The organism is Parabacteroides sp. AF48-14 (assembly GCF_003477465.1).
In the GTDB taxonomy this organism is placed as follows: Bacteria; Bacteroidota; Bacteroidia; order Bacteroidales; family Tannerellaceae; genus Parabacteroides; species Parabacteroides acidifaciens.
Genome location: NZ_QUDI01000056.1, coordinates 1 through 21,868, shown reverse-complemented (window position 1 = coordinate 21,868; position 21,868 = coordinate 1). Strand labels below are relative to the sequence as shown.

The window sequence follows — 21,868 nt, the reverse complement described above, 5'->3', positions numbered from 1 at the left end:
ATATCCATAATTCAAAATTCCTAATCCTACTCTATATGTATGCTCTCCACCGGATTCTCCGTCGCAGCCTGCCAGTTCTGGAATGTTACAGTCGCTGCCGTAACCAGAGCGATCATCAGAAAAGCCAATGGGAATGTCCACCAATAGACAGGTGTACGTGAAGAGAAGTTCTCCAGCCACTTATTTACTCCATACCAGGCAACCGGTGCAGCAATCACGAAGCATATCAAGACAATACGCAGGTAAATCAGGTTGAACATCACCAGGATCTCCCCGATCGACGCACCATACACCTTACGGATGCCTATCTCCTTGCGCCGGTACTGCGTTTCGAAGAAAACCAGCCCGAACACGCCAACGATCGAAAGAATAATTGCCAGAAGCCCGAACAAGGAAATGATGTTCTTTAGATATTGCTCCTTATGATAAAGCTGGTCGAACACAGAATCGTAAAAGCGGATATCGGCCGGATAAGCAGGGTCGATCGATGCCAGCGCCTCATGGATATGATTGACTGCCTCTTCAGCGTTTGCCCCTGCCCGCAGGCGGATATAAGACACCGGCTTCGGATCATGGTTGACAATGAAGGCGACATCTGCCTCCTCTCCCCCAAGCCGGAAAGAAACAACCCGTACATCATCCGTAAATCCGGCGATATATCCTTTCATGCTGCCAGAAATCTCATGCCCCGCCTCCATCTGAATGCGTTCGCGGGCGGAGCGGTTATAGATGAATGTCGTTACCGTGTCACGCTTGGCATCCGCCTCCGTAAAGTCCCGTCCTTCCGTCACCTCTATCCCCATCACGCGCAGGAAGTTCCACGAAACAGAGAGCATATAGGTATAATACTCTTTATCTCCATATTTCATTGACTGCATCATGTATGAATCCTTCCCTCCGACCAAGAGTGACGAGAAAGCGACATCCTCGATCTCTGGGTATTCCTTTAATTTGGCCGAATAAGCATCTTTGTGCAACATAGCCATCTCCGGATTCAGCTCGACAATGGCGATCTGGTCCTTGTCGAACCCTAAGTTGAACTCGCGCATATGCCGGTTCTGCAACTGTATGAACATCGCACCGATGATCAGCCGATCGAGATGATATATTGGAAGCCGATCAACACCGTGCGCATCCTGCGTCCGCTTTTCGAAAGCCCGAAATTGCCTTTTAACACCAGCGCCGGTGAGAAAGAGGTCATATACCATGCCGGATAGAGCCCGGCAACCAAACCGATCCCAACCGAGACAACCAGCAGGATACCCATCAACCCTATATGGTTCCGCAATAATGTATCTGCCTCAACAAACGACAACCATTGCAACTCATTCAATACATAAACCAATAGAAAAGCTAATAAACAAGCCAATATACTGACACATACCGCCTCACTCACCAAAGCCAACCGAAGTTCGCTGACAGAACTGCCAAGCACCTTTTGCGTATTGATACTTCTCATTCGTATCGGAGCCAGTGAAGTACTGAAATTGGTAAAATTAATACCTGCAACCAGGATAACCAACAAGGCGATCAGGAATAACAGATGAACGGTCGACGGATCGCCGGATTTAATATAGTCGCTCAGTGATGTCGGCCGATAATAAATATCGGTCAATGGCACGAGACTGATATGCATATCCTCATTGTTATAATGTTCCTTAAAGTTGAATATACGATTGAAGTTTTCCTCTACAGCTTGGCGCGATTCCGGTTTATCGAGCAACATATAACCGATAAAACATTGCGTATGCCAATCTTCTTTTCCGAAATCATCAAGCGGCAAGTAGATATAATTTTCCAACTGGGTGTTCTTGGGAAAGTCTTTATAGACGGCTCCCACCGTCATACTGGTCGATTCTCCGAGATTATGGGTAGTGATAATATGCTGTCCGATGGCAGAGGCATCATCAAACATGCGCTTGGCCAAGCTCTCGGGTATCATAGCCATATCCGGATTCCGCAAACAATATTTATCACCTTCAAGAATAGTAAAGTCGAATACATCGACAATCTCCGGATAACAAAGTCCGAATGTTTCCTGAAATCCACGCCGTTTTTCCCCTTCTCCAACCTTAAAGTAAAAAGGATACCAGATAGTCAGAATCAAAGTTGACTTTTCGATATGCGGAGATGACTGAAAGACAGCATCAGCAAAAGCCCTTGACAGAATAGGAGCGAATTTATCATCCGCACCCCTGACGCGATCCAGGCGTACAACCCGGTCGGCCGTCGGATGACAGCGATCAAAATTGCGCTCATATTCAATCTGCATCATAATGATCAGAAAAGCGGCGAAAGCAACTGTAAGCCCTGCAACATTCAGCAATGTTGCCATCTGGAAGCGTCGGAATACGCTCAAGAAATTGCGCAGAAGTGTTTTCATAATGAATTGCATTTATTTATTCGCTCAATATAAAGCAAAAACCATGCCACCAGATTTAAAACACTAAAATACAAGCATATATAGAACTTCCATTTCACCTTATCTGTCAAAAATTTAGACAGAGGTGTCCAAGTTTTTTACAGTCAATCCCTTCCTCCCCCTAATGCCTGATATAAACTGATCATGCCTTGTATCTCTGCAAAACGGTTGGCTACTTGTGTCAATCGGGCGGACAGCAGGCTTTGCCGGGCGGTCAAGACTTCCAGATAGGTCGTGTTTCCATACTTCATCAACAAAGAGGTGCTTTCGGAAGCTTTTTCCAATGCTGTAAGCTGCTTTTCATACAGATCGGACTTTTCTTTTGCTGTTTGATATTTCATCAAAGCATCGTTTACTTCCGACCCGGCATTCAACAGGGATTGCTGGAAAGCAAGCCGTGCCTCTTCCTGCTGTGCCTTGACTATTTTTAGTTGGGCGATATTTGCACCCCGGTTGAACAGGGGTTGCGTGAGCGAACCGATGGCCGACGCCAGGAATTTGCCCGGGTTTACAATCATGCTACCGGCTGAATTGGTCCACCCTGCACTGCCGCTTAGCATGATTGAGGGATAAAAGGCCGATCGCGCCTGGTTTGTCACATAAAAAGCACTTTCGAGCGCATGTTCCGCACTGCGTACATCCGGACGACCGGCAAGCATCTGGACGGGAATGCCGACAGCAAGATGTTCCGGCAACGATTGTCCGGACAGCTTGCCACGCTCGATGTCGTGGGGTGTCTCGGCAAGCAACAGCGACAGGCTGTTCTCGACCTGGTTGATCTGTTCCCTTAAATCGAGAATCGAAGTAGAGATACTGTAGTAAGTGGCCTCCATTTGTGAAACGGCTGCATCATTAGCCAGGCCGGCATCCATCAAGGCACGGTCGATTCGACTGTTTCCTTCCATGATTTCTCCGTCTGGATAGAGATAGCCAACTGTTCATCCAGCATCAGCAGGGTATAATAGGTATTTGCGATGCCTGATATCAATTGTGTCTGGACAGCTTGCCGGTAATCGTGGCTTTGTTCGAGCAACGCTTTAGCTTGACGCTTGGCGTTACGAATACGGCCGAAGATATCCAGTTCCCAACTGGCGGTGACGGGGATGGAATAAGTTTGCGTAGCCTTCCCTCCGTCGAAACTGCTTACTGTTCCCTGAGGTGAGAGTGCAAATGAGGCAGATAGGCCAGGCGGGCAGACATCAATGTGGCCTCTGCCTCCTCGACGCGCAGGCGGGCGGATTGAAGGTCGGTGTTGCTCTGCAATCCCTGTTCGATAAGGGCCTGGAGTTGCGGATCGGTAAAGATTTCCCGCCAGTCGAGATTACTGAAATTGCCGGATGTATCGGCAGCTGTAACCTCTCTCCCATATAAATCATCCGGGACTTCAGTAGCCGGCTTATAGGTTGTATAGATGCCGCAGCTACTCAGTGCGAGTGCTGCGACGGTTGATATGATTATGTTGATTTTCATTTCTTCTCTGCTTTTTTACTTTCAATATGACGTTCTCTTTCCTCCTTTGCTTCTACATATTCTTCCTGTATCTGCCAATCGGAGGCCGGCTGAAACTGAATGGGACGTACCTTTTCCTGTAAGTATTGGAAGACGATGAACAAGGAAGGTACGATAAACAGTAGTGCCAGCGTTCCGATCAGCATACCTCCTACAGTACCTGCTCCGAGTGAGCTGTTTCCGTTTGCACCGACTCCTGTCGCCATCATCAGAGGCAGCAATCCGAACACCATTGTTCCGGCTGTCATCAGGATCGGACGTAAACGGGCTTTAGCGGCCGAGAGGGCTGCCGATGTCAGGCTCATGCCTGCCTTGCGACGCTCGGCGGCATACTCGGTCAGCAAGATTGCAGTCTTGGACAGTAAACCGATCAACATGATCAGACCTGTCTGCAAGTATATATTATTCTCCAATCCCATCATCTTGGCAAAAAGGAAAGAACCGGTCAAGCCGAATGGAACGGATAGCAAGACGGCAAACGGGATCAGGAAACTTTCGTACAGCGCGCTAAGTATCAGATAAATCATCAGGAAGCAGATGCCGAAGATGACCACCGTTGTATTGCTCTGGCTGTTCTCTTCACGGGTGATACCGCCGAAATCGTAGCTATAACCTTTAGGAAGAGCCTCGAAAGCCGTTTCCTGTACGGCGCGGATAGCGTCGCCTGTGCTGTAGCCGTCCGCCGGCATGGCATTCACGGCAATGGAATTATACATATTGAAGCGGCTCAAGGATTCCGCCCCATAACTGCGTGTCAACCTTACGAACTGGCCGAGAGGTGCCATCTCGCCGTTGGACATGCGGACAAAAATATTGTTGAGTGAAGACTCATCGACGCGGTACTTCGGGTCTGCCTGTATCATCACCTTGTAGACTTTGGAGAAGCGGTTGAAGTTGGAGACATATTGCCCGCCGTAATAACCCGACAGTGTTCCCAATACGGCATCAGATGTAATGCCGGCACGTTTACATTTCGCAGCATCCACTTCGACTGTCCATTGCGGATAGCGGATATCAAAAGTGGAATAGGCCATCGAGATTTCCGGACGCTGGTTCAGGGCGCCGAGATATTGTTGCGTTGTTGTAAAGAATGTGCCTATATCGCCTCCCATGCGGTCCTGCATATGCAGTTCCAAGGCATTTCCCATACCGTAACCCGGAATCATCCCCGGCGAGATGGCAAAAATGCTGGCATCCTTTATGTCTGCCGTACGCCCGTAGATCTGTCCGATCACGGCCTGCACGTCTTCATCCTTTCCGGGGCGTTCATCCCAGGGTTTCAGCTTCAGGACGAGCATACCGAACGAGTTTCCCTGACCGGCCAGCAAGCCATAGCCGGCAACACGCTGGACGTGGAGCACCTGCGGGATGTTTTCCACACGTTTCTCGATCCGCGCCATCACATCGTTGGTTGTTTTCAACGAACTGCCGGCTGCCGTACTGACATTTACGAAAACAACGCCCTGGTCCTCGTCCGGCACGAGGCTGGTCTTGGTCGTGTTCATCAGGAACATCAGCAAAACGACCGAGCAGGCCATCAATGTCCAGACCATCCACTTGCGCTTGATAAAGAACAGGACGCCTTTCTTGTATTTCTCCACCATCCGGTCGAAAGCGGCGTTGAACGCCTTACGGAAGCGGGCGGCGAAGTTATTGTTCTGCGTCCCGTCTTCATTGATATACGGTTTCAGGAAAAGCGCACAAAGCGCCGGGCTCAATGTTAAGGCATTGACTGCCGAGATACCGACGGCCACCGCCATCGTCAGACCGAACTGCGTATAGAACGTTCCGGAGGTCCCGCTCATAAACGAAACCGGAATAAAAACGGCCATAAAGACGAGCGAAGAGGTAATGACTGCATTACTGATTCCCTTCATCGCGTCGATACTTGCCATATAGGAAGAACGGTAACCCACGTCGAAGCGTGCCTGCACGGCCTCGACGACGACTATGGCATCGTCCACCACCGTACCGATCACCAATACGAGAGCAAACAGCGTGATCAGGTTGATACTGAATCCGGCAATGGACATAAAGGCGAACGTACCGATCAATGACACCACGATTCCGACCAACGGGATGACCGTAGAACGGATATCCTGCAAGAAGACATATACCACCAGGATAACCAACAGAATCGCTTCGAGCAATGTCTTGACAACCTCATGGATAGAGGCGAAAAGAAAGTCGTTGGAACTCATCACCTGGGTCAGTTCGATGCCTTTCGGCAAGTCTTTACGCGCTTCTTCCAGGAAAGCGTCGATATTCTTGTTGACTTCGGTCGCGTTTGAGCCTGCCGTCTGGAAGATCATGCAGGAAATACCGGGATGGCTGTCCATATTACCATGATAGGCGTAACTTTCCTCTCCCATCTCGATATCAGCTATTTCTTTCAGCTTCAGGACTTCGCCGTCGTCGGTCGAGCGGATAACGATTTCGCCGAATTCTTCCGGGGTGATCAGGCGGCCGGTGTACTTCATCGTGTACTGGTAAGTCTCGTCGGAGTTCTCACCGAAAGAACCGGTTGCCGATTCGATGTTTTGTTCTGCCAGCACCTGGCTTACATCTGTCGGGATCAATTTGTACTGTGCCATCACATCCGGTTTCATCCAAATACGCATACTGTAATCTCCCCCCATGATCATCATGTCTCCCACGCCCTGGATTCGGAGTATCGAGGGTTTAAGATTGATACTGATGTAGTTGGAAAGGAACTTCTCGTCGTAAGTGTCGTCGGGACTGTGAAGCGAAAACATCTGCAAGATACTGGTTTGACGCTTGGAGGTAGTGACACCTACCTGCGTCACTTCGGCCGGCAGCTGCCCGGTTGCTTTCGAGACACGGTTCTGCACGTTGACGGCTGCCATATCGGGGTTTGTGCCTTGTTTGAAGTAGACGGTGATACTGACCGTTCCGGCATTGGAAGCGGTCGAGGTCATATACGTCATATCTTCCACGCCGTTGATGGCCTCTTCCAACGGGGCGACAACGCTTTTCAACAGAGTCTCCGCACTCGCACCGAAATAGGTCGTGCTGACCTGTATGGTTGGCGGAGCGATATCCGGATATTGTTCGACGGGCAATGTAAACAGCCCGATGATGCCCACAACTACGATCGAAATAGAGATTACAGCCGACAGAATGGGGCGTTCTATAAAGGTTCTTAAATTCATCTTCTTACCTTAGTTTTGTTTTACTTTAATGGGAGTACCTTCGCGCAAGAGGCCTACGCCTTCCGCAACAATGATGTCTCCTTCGCTTAATCCTTCATCAACGATGTATTCCTGTCCGCCGTTCACACGGGTGACGCTGACCGGAGCCGAGGTGGCTTTTCCGTCCACGACCTTATACACGTAAACTTTATCCTGTATCTCAAAGGTCGTAACCTGCGGGATTACCAGTGTTCCCGTCTTGGCAACCGGAAGGATGACGTTGCCGGATGTCCCGCTATACAGCAAACCGCTCCCGTTCGGAAAAACGGCGCGGAGGCTGGCAGTTCCGGTGCTGCGGTCGACGACGCCACTGATGGTCTCGATCTTTCCTCTTTCGCTATAAACAGATTTGTCGTTGAGTTGCAATTCTACTGCCGGCATATCTTTCAATGCCTCGGCTTTCGACCCGTATTGGCGTGTCAGTGCCAGTAGTTGGTTCTCCGTCATCGAGAAATAGACATACATATCCGAGTTGTCGGAAACGGTTGTCAGCGGTTGCGGCAGGTTGGCACTGACCAATGCACCGACACGGTAAGGCAGCGTTCCGACTACGCCGTCACACGGGCTTTTTACTTCCGTATAAGAAAGATTATTGCGGGCGCTCAGCTCCTGAGCCTTCATCTGGGCCAACTGGGCCTTTGCGCTCAGCCAGGCGTTCTCGGCTGTTTTCAAGTCGAAGTCGGAAACGACGTTCCGGGCCCGTAGTTCTTTTTTACTGTCGTAGGTCAGTTTCGCTGTTGCCAGGGAAGCGGTTGCGGCCTCGACGTTTGCTTCCGCTGTCTGTAAGGCTGCCTGGTAGGGCACCTGGTCGATCACGAAAAGGACCTGTCCGCGACGGACGGTCTGCCCTTCTTCTACGCATAACTTAGTGATAAAACCGGATACCTGAGGATAGATATCGATGTCTTGACGTCCGCGAATCGTCGCTGAATAAGAAGTGGAGATCACCTTGTCCGAAGGCTGTACCTTCAGGACTGCATATTCTGCTTCTGTTTGTACTGCGGGTGCCTGCTTGCACGACACCGCTAATGTTGCACAACTGATAATCAGGATCAGTCGCATACTTGTTTTGTTCATCATTGTCATTGTCCAATCTTTAATTCGGCAGCAAAGGTAGACCGGAATCGTGCGACAAATCAGTTCATTTATTAGCCTCGATTGTTCAAAATCGGAACATTAGGCACAAAAAGTCAGATACTATCCGTACTTTTACGTCAAAATAGGAACAAGTATGCGTATATTTAGAACAACGGAAAGTGAACCGTTCGTAGCCAGGACTGGTCGAATGGAGGAATTTCATAATCGCCTGATAAAATTAAGTGATCCCGGCATATTCTTTTGCCGGAAAGGACATGCACACTTGAATATTGACCTGAAAGAATACGATATAGTCAAAAATACGCAGGTCATCATTCAGCCGGGCACTATTCTGCGCCTGACAGAATCGAGCGCCGACTTCGAAGTTTCTTATTGTTACTTCTCGGAACAATTATTGCGAGAGATTACCATCCATCTGGAACCTTCCTTCTTCCATTTCCTGAAAGAAAATCCCTCTTTTACGTTTCCGGATGACTGCATCGAGGCCATTAACGGCCTGATGATTGCCACCGAGGCGATCTATCTGGACCGCGAACACCGCTTCCGGGATATCATTATCCGGAATCATCTCCAATGTTTTCTTTTGAGTGTATATGAAAAGACGCACCGATGGTTCACCCGCAAACAGATTGAAGGTACCGACCGCAAAGACCAGCTTTTCAAACGTTTCATCGCATTGGTCCACAAACATTGCACCACCCAGCGCGAGGTTGGCTTTTATGCAAACGAACTATTTATCACGTCCCGCTACCTTTCTGCTATCGTACAGGAAGTGACAGGCAAAACGGCCAAACACATCATCGATATGCATGTCATCCTGGAAATAAAAGTAATGCTGGAATCCACCGATCTGAGTATCCAGGAAATAGCAAACCGCCTGCAGTTTCCGGATCAGTCGTTCTTCGGGCGTTATTTCAAGAAACACACCGGGACGTCTCCGTTAAACTACAGGCGGGCTTTGGGATAGGTTGAGTTCTGAGGATTACTTCTTGCTATCCAGTGTAAACCGCAGTGTTCCGGCATTCACCAACTCCTGTTGTGAGATGGTATAACCTTTCAGCTTCTTTCCGCCGGCGGTCACTTCCTTAATATAGATATCTTCCGGAGTCTGATGAGCAGATTCGATCACTAACTCTCCTTTCGGATAAAATTTTTTGTCTAAACGGATCGTCACCTTATTGAAAGTCGGCGAAGTCAGCACATAATCCAGATCGCCGGGACAGGCCGGATAGAAGCCCATCATCGAAAAGATAGCCCAGGTCGACATCGTGCCTGTATCGTCATTGCCGGGAAGGCCGTTCGGTGCGTTGTGGTAATACTTACCCAACAGTTCGCGGACGAGCTTCTGCGTGCGCCAGGCTTCTCCCTTGAAATAGCTGAACAGGTACGGATAGGCAATATCCGGTTCGTTCGCCATATCGTAATAGCCTTTGTCGAAGACAATCTGCAAGCGGTCCACAAACTTCTTCCGGCCACCCATCAATTTAGCTAATCCCATGATATCATGAGCACATAGAACGTATAGTTCCAGGCGTTCCCTTCATGAAAACCGGGGCTCGGCTCGAAATTTTCTCCCTGTTTCGGATCGAAAGGCGAATAGAACGTACCGTCGGGAAGGATCGGACGGAGCGTGCCGTATTCTTTGCTGTAATAATGTTTATACCCCATCGCACGTTCGCGGAACAACTTGGCGTCTTCTTTCTTACCCAACGCATTCGCTAACAAGGAGAGGTTCCAATCGGCAATATAATATTCCAGAGCGTGGGAAACGGAATTGTCATACTGCTCGCGCAACGGGACATATCCCTTGCTCATATAGTCGTTGTTGTCCGGGCGAAGCAGGTTGAATTCTCCGGGCGTAGTAGCGCCTTTGCGCATACCTTCGTAAGCCGTCTCGATATCATAATCGCGCAAGCCGCGCATATAGGCATCCACAATATAAGGGATGGACGGGTCGCCTTCCATTGTCAGCGTCTCGCGTCCGTAGAGTTCCCATTTCGGAAGCCAACCGCTTTCCTTATACATATCGATCATCGTACGGATAATATCGAGCTGCTTTTCCGGATAGAGCAAGGTCATCAGGGTACTGACATTCCGGTACGTATCCCAGAGAGAGAAGACCGTATAACGGTTTCCGGTCGTATGACCCACCTTCAGGCTTTCCATCATCGGATATTCGCCGTTCACATCCTGGATGATATTCGGATGGATCAGCAAGTGGTACATCGCGGTATAGAAGATAGTCTTGTCATCCTGTGTCCCGCCCTCAACCTGCACACGTGACAGATCGTCGTTCCACATCTGACCGGCCGCCGCACGCACCTTGTCGAAGTTGAAATCCGGCTGTTCGGTATTCATGTTCAGGCGTGCATTCTCGATGCTGACAAAGGAAACGCCCATTTTCACTTCGATCACCTCATTTTCATCTGTGTCGTATGTGAACCAAACGCCAATGTCGTCGCCGCTCATCTCACGGTTATACTTAGTGTACAATTTATATTTGCCGGAATAGATATCCCAATCAGCCTCCACACCTTTCATCTCACGCTGTTTCTTCCAATAACCTGCCTGTTTAGGGGCTTTACTAACCTTCATCACGAAGTAGATCGGGAAAACGGCTTGCGGATTATAACAGAAAGTACCGAGCAGTTTGCTGCCTTCTATCTCCGTATCGCTGACCATGCGGACAGTCGCTCCGGTTTCATTCGTCAGCCCTTCACCCAGGTTCAACAGGATGTTCCCCTGTCCTTTCGGGAAAGTGAAACGGGTTAGTCCGGTACGCATAGAAGCGGTTGCTTCCGTCTTGATATTATATTTAGTCAGGAGGTTACTATAGTAGCCGGGATGAGCCACTTCATCCTTATATCCGCTTCCATACTCATGGTAATCCACTTTCAACTCGCCCGCTGTCGGCATCAGCAAAAGGCTTCCCAGTTCGGGACAGCCTACTCCGCTCAGGTTGACATGCGCGTAACCGGTAAAGAAATTATTGTCGGCCGAATAAGGGGTAGACCACCACTGGCTGTCCTTATCGAATTTATTACTTTTCGAGCCCATCACATTGAATGGGGTGACACTCATCATCCCCTGCGGACAGATGGCACCGGGATTAGTCGTGCCATAGTTACTCGTTCCGATAAACGGGTTCACATAATCTGCCGGTTGCTGTGCGGATACAATCAGTGCACCACAGCATAACAGGAAGGTCATCAACTGTTTTCTCATTTGTCTATCTCTTTTTAATTATTACCAAACTACAATCTCATCCGTAAAAATAAATCCTTTGTTCACCTCCGTTGCCTTCAAGCGGATATAGCGGGCTTTCCAGTTTCCATTAAATGTATATTCCTGGAACAGCAGGTTCGGATCGTCCGCCGGGATTGTTGTTGGAACAATTCCCTGAGAGGTAAAGTTTTCGCCATCTTCCGATGTTAACAACTCCACCTGCCCCGGCTGGAAGACGCCCGGACCGGTCAACTGCATGAATCGGGTAGACACTTTATGGATATCCGTCACCTTTTCCATATCGATCACACAATCCAGATCATTCAGATACCCCTGCCAACGTCCGTCCAGGTAGGTCAATCCGCCACGATAGCCATCCAACAAGGCATTCATGCCTCCGGCCATATAGCCTTTGTACAACTTACTATTATAATGTATAGGTTTATTGATTCCACGGTGGTAATCGACCTTCTTTTCCGTAGGCGTTCCCTGCAAGATACCATCCCGGAAAATAGCAGCTTTGATATAAGCCGAATCGGTCACGACAATCGAACCGGTATATAAAGCCGACGAGGCAGTCGGAACAGAGCCGTCAGTTGTATAACGTACTTCAGCCGGATATTTCTCGGCATCCAATATGACTTCGATCCGCTTGCCGACCGTGTCGACACGCATGGTCACTTCCAGTTCGTCCGAAAGTGTAAACGTATTGATATCCATTGCCTGCAATTTCGGGATATGCGCATTCATTCGCGGTTTGAAATCATCCCATGTCCGTAGATTCTGTGGTGTCCAGCCTATTTCCGCCACGGCAAGGGCACGCGGAAACATCATGTATTCCAAATGTTCCGGTGTCTGGATATATTCCGTCCAGGTATTGGCCTGTACTCCGAGAATATGCTTGCTTTCCTCTGCAGTCAGCGAATCGACCGGGACAGGATTATAACTATACACTTTCTTAACCGGCGTATAACCGCCAATCGCATACGGCTGTGTCTTCGGATCGGCCTGGTAAAAATCAAAATACATATAATTACCGGGCGTCATCACGACATCATGCCCCATCCGGACCGATTTGATGCCTCCATCCTCCCCTCGCCAGGACATGACAGTCGCATCGGGAGCCAAACCGCCTTCCAGAATTTCATCCCAGCCGATCAGTTTACGGCCTTTCGAGTTCAGAAACTCTTCCGCCCGGTGGATCATATAACTTTGGAGTTCATCAACGCTCTCCATCCCGTTTTTCTTCATCAACGCCTGGCACTTCGGACAGGTTTTCCAAGCCGATTTACCAGCTTCATCCCCTCCGATATGAATATACTCGGAAGGGAAAAGCTCCATCACTTCTGTCAGTACGTCTTCCATAAAAGTGAACGACTTGTCGTTACCGATACAAAAATCACCGTTCTGGTATGGTTTACCGGAACAACTCAATTCAGGATAGGCCATCAGCACCTCTTCCGAATGCCCGGGGAATTCTATTTCCGGGATTATATTAATATGTTTGGATGCTGCATGCTCCACAATCTCCCGGATATCCTCTTTCGTATAATAACCGCCATATGCACCGGGAGTTCCTTCCGGCAGGTACTTACGGTCATGTCCATCCCACCATTTCCGCCAATCCGACTCGGTACGAAAAGCCGTTTCGGTAGTCAGTTTCGGATATTTGTCCATTTGTATACGCCATCCTCCGGCATCCGTCAGGTGCATATGCAGTGTATTCAACTTATAGGAAGACATGACATCCAGCAACTTCATCACCTCCTCTTTCGGAAAGAAATGCCGGGAGACATCCAGATGTAACCCTCTATATTTAAAACGGGGATTGTCGATGATCGAAACACAAGGAATATATCCATTTACATATAATTGACGCAATGTTTGCAAACCATAGAACAAACCATTCTCAGTACCGGCCCGCAGATCGATCCCTTTTGCCGTGACATCCAACTGGTATCCCTCCGGACTGCCCGACCAGGCATTATCGATTACGATATTTACTCCTTGAAAAGATCGCTCACCGAACAAAGCGACACTATCGATTTGAAAAGCACCTCCGGTCATCAACATCTGTGCCGGTTTGGGAATAAGATTCACCTGCTGAGCCTCCTTTGGAGCGCAGGAAATTAATAGTAACGAACAGGCAATAGCCAGCCCGGTTACACATTTGCGAGACTGTTTTGGCAGTAACATAAAAACTTAGTTTAGTGTGTTTAATTCTTGGTGTGTAAATATACAAAGAAAAAACGGACAAGTCCTTTTTTTCAGCAGATTAGTTGTAAAAGTAAATTAATTAGTTAACTTTGCATTGACAAACAAATAATCTTAGCTATGGAATATAAACGCACTATTGAAATTTATAAGACCTATTACATTGAGTTTTATAAATTATTACCTTTAGATGTAAGAACAAAAGTCAACTATGTATTAGAGCTAATACGAACAGAAAATGTTATACCGGAAAAATATTTCAAACATTTGACAGGCATCAAGGGGTTATATGAAATACGAATTGAATACAAAAGCAATATCTATCGTATCTTTTGCTGCCTGAATAAAAATAAACTCGTCATCCTTTTTAACGGATTCCAGAAAAAGACCCAAAAGACTCCGCAAAAGGAAATAAGACAAGCAAAACGAATTATGGATGAATATTTTAACGAACAAAAAAAATAAAAGAAATGAAAGATATATATTTAAGTAAGAAAAAGAAAGAACAATTAATGCAATGTCAAACTTTTGACGAATTGTTGGATATCGAATATGGAGTGAAGGGAACACCTGAACGCAGTCAATTCGAAGAAGAAACCGAAGCATTCATTCTCGCCGAACGTCTCAAAGAAGAACGCCGCAAAGCCGGCCTTACCCAACAGCAACTTGCCGACAAAATAGGGACGAAGAAAAGCTATATCTCACGCCTGGAAAATGGCAAATGCGATATACAGTTATCGACTCTATATAAGATATTCCAGGGATTAGGAAAACGAGTGAGTGTAACAATCCTGTAAAGAGCAGGATATATCAAATAAGAAGAGGCTTTCCCCGAAGGAAAAGCCTCTCTTTATGAGAAGATAGCCGCACCGTAGATATGAACAAACTCCGTATGACAGGATTTGAGTGCTTTGCCATCTTTGTAATCCGCCGTGCTAAGCATGCCCCGAAGGGTGCGGCCCGCCATCAACGACAAGAGCTGTGTCTCGGAATTAAAATAAACTGATGAGTTTCCCAATCGAACATGTGCGGCTAACTCATTTTTCTTATCACAAAGATATGTAATCAAAATGAGACCGCCAAACTTTTTAACACAAAAAAAAGAGCCCCGAACGGAGCTCTTTTCCTATTGCTGTATAGTATCAATTACTTAACTTTAGCAACGATTGCTTTGAAAGCTTCCGGGTGGTTCATTGCCAGGTCGGCAAGCACCTTACGGTTGATTTCGATTCCTGCTGCGTGCAAAGCTCCCATCAGACGAGAGTAAGACATACCTTCCAAACGGGCAGCAGCGTTGATACGCTGAATCCACAATGCGCGGAAGTTACGTTTTTTGTTACGACGATCACGGAATGCATACGTCAAACCTTTTTCCCAAGTGTTCTTAGCAACGGTCCACACGTTCTTACGTGCACCATAATAACCACGGGTAAGTTTTAAAATCCGTTTTCTTTTTGCTCTTGAAGCAACATGATTTACTGATCTAGGCATAATACTAATCTGTTTTGAATGTTAGCGTCATCACTTTCGGATGATCTTGTTTGCTAAATACATTCGGTTAATAAAAATCTTGTAAAACTCGCTTAATTAATAAAGATTACTTCAAACCAAGCAACTGCTTAACGTTGCTTACGTCTACACGGTCTACTAAACCTGTGTGAGTAAGATTTCTCTTCTGCTTTGTAGTCTTCTTTGTCAGAATGTGACTTTTAAAAGCGTGTTTTCTTTTGATTTTACCTGTTCCGGTAAGAGCGAATCTTTTTTTGGCACCGGAATTAGTCTTCATCTTAGGCATTTTCCAATATGTTTTAATTATTAAACTTTACACCCTCTATCGGGTGGTTTCTTTCTTTATTCTTCAGACTCTTCAGTCTTTGGCTTGGGAGTTACAATCACCTTCTTTATAACCGGCTTCGATATAGCGGGTTTAGGTGCGGCTGGCGCAGCTCCGGCAGCCGCTTTCTTAGGTGTCAGCATGATAATCATACGTTTACCTTCCAATACCGGCAACTGTTCTACCTTACCGTATTCTTCCAAGTCGTTGGCAAAACGAAGCAACAAAACTTCTCCTTGCTCTTTGAAAAGAATGGAACGTCCTTTAAAGAACACATAAGCTTTCACTTTTGATCCTTCTTCAAGGAACCCCTTCGCATGTTTCAACTTAAAGTTGTAATCGTGATCATCTGTCTGAGGTCCGAAACGAATTTCCTTCACGACCACTTTAACAGATTTAGCCTTCTGTTCCTTTTGTCTTTTCTTCTGTTGATAGAGGAATTTTTGATAATCAATCACTCTACAAACGGGGGGCGCAGCATTCGGTGAAATTTCAACCAGATCGAGCCCTTGATCTTCGGCAATTTTTAATGCCTGAGAAGTAGGATAAACTCCCTGTTCTACGTTATCACCTACTAAACGAACTTCACGAACACGAATACGTTCGTTAATTCTATACTGTTCTTTCAGACTGTCATTCTTCATTCAAAAAGATTTATTCTCCTCGTTATTAGTTATTTTAATCGTTATCTTTCTTCCAGTGATTCATTTGTTCCTCTATTTCACTTTTCAAAAGCGCTGCAAAGGTAGCAATTTTCATCGAACCTTTATCACCTTCGCCCTGTTTTCTTACAGAAACTTCATTATTTTCTGCTTCTTTCTCTCCAACAATGAGCATGTAAGGGATACGTTTCAACTCTGTATCGCGGATTTTACGTCCGATCTTTTCATTACGGTCGTCTACCAGCACACTCAATTCTTCTGCTTCGAGCTGACGTTTTACTTCGTAGGCATAGTCGTTGAACTTTTCACTGATCGGCAGGATAGACACCTGGTCCGGAGTCAGCCACAACGGGAACTTACCACCTGTATGCTCGATCAATACGGCAACGAAACGCTCCATAGAACCGAACGGTGCACGGTGGATCATAACAGGACGGTGTTTTTTATTGTCTTCACCCGTATATTCCAATTCGAAACGTTCCGGCAGGTTATAGTCCACCTGGATCGTACCCAACTGCCAACGGCGGCCGATGGCATCTTTCACCATAAAGTCCAGCTTAGGACCATAGAAAGCAGCTTCGCCATATTCGATCTTAGCTTTCAGGCCTTTTTCCTGGCAAGCCTCGATAATAGCGCTTTCAGCCTTCTCCCAGTTTTCTTCCGAACCGATATATTTATCCCGGTTCACCTTGTCGCGCAGGGAAATCTGTGCTTCAAAGTTTTCAAAATCCAATGCCTTGAAGATGATAAAGATAATATCCATTACCTTCAGGAATTCATCTTTCAACTGGTCGGGACGGCAGAACAGGTGCGCATCATCCTGCGTAAAGCCACGTACCCTTGTCAGACCGTGCAACTCACCGCTTTGTTCATAACGATATACGGTACCGAACTCGGCAAAACGTAAAGGCAGATCCTTATACGAACGCGGGAATGCCTTGAATATCTCACAATGGTGAGGGCAGTTCATCGGTTTCAACAAGAATTCTTCACCTTCCTGCGGAGTGTGGATCGGCTGGAATGAGTCTTTTCCGTATTTGGCATAGTGACCGGAAGTCACATACAGTTGTTTGCCTCCGATATGCGGAGTCATTACCTGCTGGTAACCATATTTCTTTTGGATACGTTTCAGGAAATCTTCCAGTTTCAAACGCAACTGCGTACCGCGTGGCAACCACAACGGAAGACCTGCTCCCACTGCTGTCGAGAATGTAAACAATTCCAGCTCCTTACCGATCTTACGATGGTCGCGTTTCTTGGCTTCTTCCATCAATACCAGGTATTCGTCCAGCATCTTCTTCTTCGGGAAGGTGATACCGTAAAGACGAACCAGCTGTTTGCGTTTTTCGTCGCCACGCCAGTATGCACCGGCTACGCTCATTATCTTAACAGCTTTCAGGTAAGAGGTATTCGGCAAGTGCGGACCGCGGCAGAGATCTGTAAACGAACCCTGCGTATAGGTCGTGATCTTACCGTCTTCCAACTCACTGATAAGCTCGGTTTTATATTCTTCACCTCTGTCACCAAACATTTTCAGCGCGTCAGCTTTAGATATATCCTGACGTTTGATCTCCTCTTTCTTAGCCACCAATTCCAACATTTTAGCTTCGATAGCAGGAAAATCTCCTTCTTTGATAACAGCGTCACCCGGATCCACGTCATAGTAGAATCCATTCTCGATAGCCGGTCCGATACCGAACTTGATGCCGGGATACAATTCCTGCAAAGCTTCAGCCATCAGGTGGGCACTCGAGTGCCAGAATGCATGCTTACCTTCTTCGTCTTCCCACTTGAAAAGCTTGATAGCCGCATCTTGGTTGATCGGACGGCTCAGGTCCCAAATCTCACCATTCACGCTTGCTGCCAGAACTTCCTGTGCCAGACGGGAACTGATGCTTTCCGCAATCTGCATAGCAGTCGTTCCTTCGGCGTATTCTTTTACGGAATTATCCGGAAATGTAATCTTTATCATAATCTGTTCACTATAAATTCCTAAAAATTAATCAGGATGCAAATTTAGTATTCTTTTTTTGTTAAACAGAACTTTTAGGAAAAAAGTTTCTGCTCCGCAACCTTTTATAAAGAAAGACGCCCAGGACAAACAACAGAATCCCTCCACATACAAAGTAACCGGGCGAACGGATCGTCCGGCGGGATTCCGCCCGAACAGCAGTCATCCCAACCTGCCGACCCGCATAATCATGCTGCTTTTGCACCACCACTTTGCCGGTATCGATAAGCTGTCGCCGGTGGTCCACCTGCAAGGTAGTGACTGTCTGCGGGTACTGCTTGCCGGCACTGTCCGGCGCGGTGTAGACAACCCGGCGTATATTCCAGACTGCCGTATCGACCAAATGGATATCCCGTTGACACACCTCGGTCCCACGCGATGAAAACCGGACAGAATCGATACGGATGGTATTCTCCCGGCGCTGACTTTTCCGGCTTCCTCCACAGCCCGACAATAAAAACGTCAACACCAAAAGCCGCAAAATCACCTGCATCCGGTTTGCCCCGGAACGCTTCAGCGACAAATGCAGGAAATTCCGTTTCCGGTAATGAATCGCCTGGTCAAACTCCAACCCCGACCACCGTAGAAGAGCTAAAAGCTTTGCCACATCCGGCACATAACAATCCGCCGCCTCCCCTTTCGTATGCTGGCTGTCCGGCACTCCTCCGACCAACCGGTTCACCTCTTTACAACGATAACCGCTTGTCACCACGATCGGCCCGCCATACAATCGGCGAAGCGGCTCCAGTAAAGCAGTAGCCAAATACTTCAACGCCTCGCAAGCCTCCTCTGCCGGCCTGTTGTCAATCCCATTCTCCACCGCAACCCGGCTATAACTCATCTCCTCCAACGTAAAATGCTCCTCCATATCCTCTCTTTTTTTAATTTTCAATTTTTAATTCTCAATTTATAAGAGTAGTCCACCCCAAACAGCGCCCCCGCAAACGTGCAGATCTCCCCGAAAGCCACCAACACGCTGCTATCGACCATCCCCCGCGGATCAATCCAAAACCCGCAAAAGAGCAAAACAATCCCGCTCATAGTGAGCAGGATTGCCATTGTCAACTGAACCGTCAACCTCTTCATGAATTATGAATTTTGAATTATGAATCTTCAAACTTTCAACTTTCACCTCTAAAGAATTCCCGGTCTGTCCTCCGGCTTGTTCACCGTACCGGAATCATCTGTTTCCGGCGTAATCCGTTCGAAACTCGTAAGGCTTTTCATGGTGCGCAAAGCCCTTCCGGGAAGGAAACGGACACGAGGTTCGCGGATCAGTCCCGTACTGAAATCACCGGCACCCACAACTCCCGTTGATCCGAAATTCAAACGGAAAGTACCCAATTCACCCACACTCACACGACGCCCATTACGCAAATGACGGGCCAGAACCACATTTACACGATCCAGTACAGCTTTCACACCGGCACTACCGGCAACCGTACTGTCCCCGACCTCATCGATAAAATCTTCAAACGTAACCAGGTCCCCACTGATCATTTGCGCATACAACTTTTCAGGAATATCTTCCTGATCAACACCTAAATTTCTTCTCTGAACCAATTTGTACTTAAGAGCCATAATCTTTAAATTTTAAATGATTAATAATTTGTTTTTGATCACAATGCAAAGATAAAGCCCTCCAAAACCCAGCTTTCCCCGTAATAGCAACACACACCTACCCGAGTCAGCACAGAGTACCAACCATTTAAGCCCCCCTGTAAGCGATCTACAGGAGAAGTCTCATTCTATTATAGTAAAAGGATTTGCCGCTTATTTAACTTTATACAACGTGTGCGGCCGCAAGGAAGTCCGTTCAGCCTTGACTTTTTGAAAATAATATCTATTTAATGCCTTGATAAAATGGAAAAGACAAGAAGTTATCGCTTCTTTATGAGGAAAGAAACTACTTAATAAGTTGTATAAGGTCAAAATACATAGGGAAAGTATCTTCACAAGATTCATTCACAAGAGGTCGGAAACCATTTTTCTCATAAAAAGATACAGCCGAATGATAAGCATCCACTGTTAGAAAACGGGTTGCTGATACAGACTGATGGTTGATGAGCATTTGCTTGACAGCTGAAACAATGTCAGTACCAATACCTTCACCACGATGGGAAGCCGCTACGCCTAATCTACCAATTTTAACAGCAGGATAACTTCCCAAATGCTTTTGGTGCGGAAATGCTTTACGAAGTTTTCTCCAAAGATTCTTATCCATAGTTGTCTGGGATATTTTATCATTAAGCAAACTGAAGAAAGCGATCGTTTCCTCATCGTCTTCCCATATAAAAGTGTTGGCTATCAACTGCTCTTGATAAAAACGGGCATCTTCCAACAAAAAACCATTCAAATCATCGTCTCCGCAATTGAATGGTTTTATAATCTCTGTGTCTTCAATCTTAATCAGTCTCATCAAGGAAGTCACATCATAAACGTTGCTATTTTCTTCAATTTCTCATAAGCAGCCTTAATTCGCTGCTTTTCCTGTTGGGAAGCAGGCTTAACATCCTGCATGGATTCCAGAAACCGCTTAGCATCTTCACCAAACAGTATCGGGGTTTCTTTAATCGGTCTTGCCATATTGCTTTCTCCTTTCTATTTAATACTGTTCGCAAAGGTAAGCTATTTATCTTTTATCTCCAACACAATCACTTCAAAGTCGTTCAGTCTCCACCTTTAAATCATCATTTTATAATTCATAGATTCAGACATCCCGGCTCATTATCCAAACGAACCAGGTCCATCAAGTCGCAGAGGTCGTCGGTTGTGGCGGAGTCTTTGCGCAGTTTGTCGCTCAGGTAATCTACTGTTTCGGGGAAGTCGAAAGCGAGGAGCAGGCAGAAAGACAGATGCCTGTACGACGGGACGCCGCCGTTGCCTTTCCCTTCCGATAGCGAGAGCAGCCGCCGAAGTAAGACGGGTTCGCGGAGGATGTAGACCAGCGAGCCGAACACCGTGTGCCGGCGCAGGTAGTCGACGGTCCGTTGCTTGTCGTGCAACAACAGGTTTGTGAGAAATGTACGGTAACTTTTTGCAAGCGTGTCCCACTCCGTAAAAGCGGCGTCGTAGGCCGCCTTGTAATAGTAGGGATGCTTTTCGACAGGTAACGTACTCAATTTAAGGTTAAACTTCTTGACCGAAGGGATTTCCTTCCCAAATAACTCTTTTAAGTCTTGATACATAGAACGGGCGCAGAAGATTCTGATTTTCCCTCTGCGCCCGAAAAGCCACCGGACAGATCGGTTATAGCTTTCGCAGTGGTTGAAAGAAACGCTCCGTCAAACGCAGTTCTTCTATTACGATTCCGGCCGCAGCTTTCATTTCCTGAACGGCAGGAAGACAGATTCCGTAGCTGGTGGCCAGTGCGCCGGGGAAGACAATTTCCACCATATAATGGTCTTCCGGCAAAACCATCGAAACCGACAAGATGTGTTTTTCTCCGTATCTATCCATGCGATATTTAGTGCTGATTATTTTGATATTGTTTTGAAATGATAAATGATGATTTATCGGTGTATCAAACGAGGTTTACCTCGTGCCATAGGCTCTCTTTTGCCGTCTGCTTCAGAGACTGTGTGAAAAAGACTTATTCTCCAATCAGATCAATACGCAGCCACGTTGTTTTTTGAAAAGTGAGATAGCCCCAAAAAGGCTGTTTAGAACGATAAAAGTCGA

Annotated in this window: 17 protein-coding genes and 3 pseudogenes; 3 read left to right on the top strand and 17 right to left on the bottom strand. The window is 47.0% G+C overall.

The window, feature by feature from the left end:
* Positions 1–26: 26 nt before the first annotated feature.
* The 4 genes and pseudogenes from DW083_RS19555 to DW083_RS19540 all read right to left on the bottom strand — a co-directional run bounded on the left by DW083_RS19555 (position 27) and on the right by DW083_RS19540 (position 8,229).
* Positions 27–2,383: pseudogene (locus tag DW083_RS19555) on the bottom strand (FtsX-like permease family protein).
* A gap of 143 nt (positions 2,384–2,526) precedes the next feature.
* Positions 2,527–3,892 (bottom strand): annotated as a pseudogene (locus DW083_RS19550) (TolC family protein).
* Positions 3,889–7,104 (bottom strand): efflux RND transporter permease subunit, encoded by a 3,216-nt coding sequence (locus DW083_RS19545; protein WP_122333551.1) that lies wholly within the window; start codon positions 7,102–7,104, stop codon positions 3,889–3,891. Before DW083_RS19545 ends, DW083_RS19550 begins: the two are co-directional and overlap by 4 nt.
* A gap of 9 nt (positions 7,105–7,113) precedes the next feature.
* Entirely contained in the window at positions 7,114–8,229 is a 1,116-nt protein-coding gene (locus DW083_RS19540) for an efflux RND transporter periplasmic adaptor subunit (protein WP_122333550.1), read from the bottom strand.
* 145 nt (positions 8,230–8,374) lie between these two features.
* On the opposite strand from DW083_RS19540, the gene DW083_RS19535 reads away from it, so the two are divergent.
* Positions 8,375–9,208 carry a helix-turn-helix domain-containing protein gene (locus tag DW083_RS19535; protein ID WP_122333549.1) on the top strand — a complete coding sequence of 278 codons (834 nt, stop codon included), beginning with the start codon at positions 8,375–8,377 and terminating at the stop codon, positions 9,206–9,208.
* A gap of 15 nt (positions 9,209–9,223) precedes the next feature.
* On the opposite strand, the pseudogene DW083_RS19530 reads toward DW083_RS19535, so the two are convergent.
* Together DW083_RS19530 and DW083_RS19525 are read right to left on the bottom strand one after the other, a co-directional pair.
* Positions 9,224–11,466, bottom strand: a pseudogene (locus DW083_RS19530) (GH92 family glycosyl hydrolase).
* A gap of 21 nt (positions 11,467–11,487) precedes the next feature.
* The gene (locus DW083_RS19525; RefSeq protein WP_122333548.1) at positions 11,488–13,662 is read right to left on the bottom strand and encodes a family 20 glycosylhydrolase; all 2,175 of its coding nucleotides are present in this window, start codon (positions 13,660–13,662) and stop codon (positions 11,488–11,490) included.
* A gap of 138 nt (positions 13,663–13,800) precedes the next feature.
* On the opposite strand from DW083_RS19525, the gene DW083_RS19520 reads away from it, so the two are divergent.
* Together DW083_RS19520 and DW083_RS19515 are read left to right on the top strand one after the other, a co-directional pair.
* Entirely contained in the window at positions 13,801–14,145 is a 345-nt protein-coding gene (locus tag DW083_RS19520; protein ID WP_115500803.1) for a type II toxin-antitoxin system RelE/ParE family toxin, read from the top strand.
* Positions 14,146–14,150: 5 nt separating this feature from the next.
* The gene (locus DW083_RS19515; protein WP_199659200.1) at positions 14,151–14,477 is read left to right on the top strand and encodes a helix-turn-helix domain-containing protein; all 327 of its coding nucleotides are present in this window, start codon (positions 14,151–14,153) and stop codon (positions 14,475–14,477) included.
* Between the two features lie 349 nt (positions 14,478–14,826).
* Here DW083_RS19515 and rplT read toward each other — a convergent pair whose 3' ends face one another.
* The 11 genes from rplT to DW083_RS19460 all read right to left on the bottom strand — a co-directional run bounded on the left by rplT (position 14,827) and on the right by DW083_RS19460 (position 21,646).
* Entirely contained in the window at positions 14,827–15,171 is a 345-nt protein-coding gene (gene rplT, locus DW083_RS19505; RefSeq protein WP_005635321.1) for a 50S ribosomal protein L20, read from the bottom strand.
* 106 nt (positions 15,172–15,277) lie between these two features.
* The gene (gene rpmI / locus DW083_RS19500) at positions 15,278–15,475 is read right to left on the bottom strand and encodes a 50S ribosomal protein L35 (RefSeq protein WP_115500806.1); all 198 of its coding nucleotides are present in this window, start codon (positions 15,473–15,475) and stop codon (positions 15,278–15,280) included.
* 56 nt (positions 15,476–15,531) lie between these two features.
* Positions 15,532–16,158, bottom strand: coding sequence for a translation initiation factor IF-3 (gene infC / locus DW083_RS19495; RefSeq protein ID WP_115500807.1), 627 nt, complete (start codon positions 16,156–16,158; stop codon positions 15,532–15,534).
* A gap of 34 nt (positions 16,159–16,192) precedes the next feature.
* A complete protein-coding gene (gene thrS / locus DW083_RS19490) occupies positions 16,193–18,148 on the bottom strand; it encodes a threonine--tRNA ligase (RefSeq protein ID WP_115500808.1) in 1,956 nt (651 codons plus the stop codon).
* Positions 18,149–18,209: 61 nt separating this feature from the next.
* Positions 18,210–19,055, bottom strand: a complete 846-nt coding sequence (locus DW083_RS19485; RefSeq protein ID WP_122333559.1) for a D-Ala-D-Ala carboxypeptidase family metallohydrolase — start codon at positions 19,053–19,055, stop codon at positions 18,210–18,212.
* 20 nt (positions 19,056–19,075) lie between these two features.
* Positions 19,076–19,273, bottom strand: a complete 198-nt coding sequence (locus DW083_RS19480) for a hypothetical protein (protein WP_115500810.1) — start codon at positions 19,271–19,273, stop codon at positions 19,076–19,078.
* Between the two features lie 48 nt (positions 19,274–19,321).
* The gene (locus DW083_RS19475; protein WP_115500811.1) at positions 19,322–19,768 is read right to left on the bottom strand and encodes an HU family DNA-binding protein; all 447 of its coding nucleotides are present in this window, start codon (positions 19,766–19,768) and stop codon (positions 19,322–19,324) included.
* 325 nt (positions 19,769–20,093) lie between these two features.
* A complete protein-coding gene (locus DW083_RS19470; RefSeq protein ID WP_115500812.1) occupies positions 20,094–20,606 on the bottom strand; it encodes a GNAT family N-acetyltransferase in 513 nt (170 codons plus the stop codon).
* An 8-nt stretch (positions 20,607–20,614) separates the two neighbouring features.
* Positions 20,615–20,773: a hypothetical protein gene (locus DW083_RS22325; protein ID WP_167451715.1), complete on the bottom strand. Its 159-nt coding sequence runs from the start codon at positions 20,771–20,773 to the stop codon at positions 20,615–20,617.
* A 116-nt stretch (positions 20,774–20,889) separates the two neighbouring features.
* On the bottom strand, positions 20,890–21,375 hold the full coding sequence (locus DW083_RS19465; RefSeq protein ID WP_122333547.1) for a hypothetical protein: 486 nt from the start codon (positions 21,373–21,375) through the stop codon (positions 20,890–20,892).
* 61 nt (positions 21,376–21,436) lie between these two features.
* Positions 21,437–21,646 (bottom strand): hypothetical protein, encoded by a 210-nt coding sequence (locus tag DW083_RS19460; RefSeq protein ID WP_199659199.1) that lies wholly within the window; start codon positions 21,644–21,646, stop codon positions 21,437–21,439.
* Positions 21,647–21,868 lie beyond the last annotated feature (222 nt).

What these genes read in the sequence shown, in the direction of transcription:
- DW083_RS19545 (WP_122333551.1), bottom strand. Translation starts at nt 7,104, where the DNA reads ATGAATTTAAGAACCTTTATAGAACGCCCCATTCTGTCGGCTGTAATC.
- DW083_RS19540 (WP_122333550.1), bottom strand. Translation starts at nt 8,229, where the DNA reads ATGACAATGATGAACAAAACAAGTATGCGACTGATCCTGATTATCAGT.
- DW083_RS19535 (WP_122333549.1), top strand. Translation starts at nt 8,375, where the DNA reads ATGCGTATATTTAGAACAACGGAAAGTGAACCGTTCGTAGCCAGGACT.
- DW083_RS19525 (WP_122333548.1), bottom strand. Translation starts at nt 13,662, where the DNA reads ATGTTACTGCCAAAACAGTCTCGCAAATGTGTAACCGGGCTGGCTATT.
- DW083_RS19520 (WP_115500803.1), top strand. Translation starts at nt 13,801, where the DNA reads ATGGAATATAAACGCACTATTGAAATTTATAAGACCTATTACATTGAG.
- DW083_RS19515 (WP_199659200.1), top strand. Translation starts at nt 14,151, where the DNA reads ATGAAAGATATATATTTAAGTAAGAAAAAGAAAGAACAATTAATGCAA.
- rplT (WP_005635321.1), bottom strand. Translation starts at nt 15,171, where the DNA reads ATGCCTAGATCAGTAAATCATGTTGCTTCAAGAGCAAAAAGAAAACGG.
- rpmI (WP_115500806.1), bottom strand. Translation starts at nt 15,475, where the DNA reads ATGCCTAAGATGAAGACTAATTCCGGTGCCAAAAAAAGATTCGCTCTT.
- infC (WP_115500807.1), bottom strand. Translation starts at nt 16,158, where the DNA reads ATGAAGAATGACAGTCTGAAAGAACAGTATAGAATTAACGAACGTATT.
- thrS (WP_115500808.1), bottom strand. Translation starts at nt 18,148, where the DNA reads ATGATAAAGATTACATTTCCGGATAATTCCGTAAAAGAATACGCCGAA.
- DW083_RS19485 (WP_122333559.1), bottom strand. Translation starts at nt 19,055, where the DNA reads ATGGAGGAGCATTTTACGTTGGAGGAGATGAGTTATAGCCGGGTTGCG.
- DW083_RS19480 (WP_115500810.1), bottom strand. Translation starts at nt 19,273, where the DNA reads ATGAAGAGGTTGACGGTTCAGTTGACAATGGCAATCCTGCTCACTATG.
- DW083_RS19475 (WP_115500811.1), bottom strand. Translation starts at nt 19,768, where the DNA reads ATGGCTCTTAAGTACAAATTGGTTCAGAGAAGAAATTTAGGTGTTGAT.
- DW083_RS19470 (WP_115500812.1), bottom strand. Translation starts at nt 20,606, where the DNA reads ATGAGACTGATTAAGATTGAAGACACAGAGATTATAAAACCATTCAAT.
- DW083_RS22325 (WP_167451715.1), bottom strand. Translation starts at nt 20,773, where the DNA reads ATGGCAAGACCGATTAAAGAAACCCCGATACTGTTTGGTGAAGATGCT.
- DW083_RS19465 (WP_122333547.1), bottom strand. Translation starts at nt 21,375, where the DNA reads ATGTATCAAGACTTAAAAGAGTTATTTGGGAAGGAAATCCCTTCGGTC.
- DW083_RS19460 (WP_199659199.1), bottom strand. Translation starts at nt 21,646, where the DNA reads ATGGATAGATACGGAGAAAAACACATCTTGTCGGTTTCGATGGTTTTG.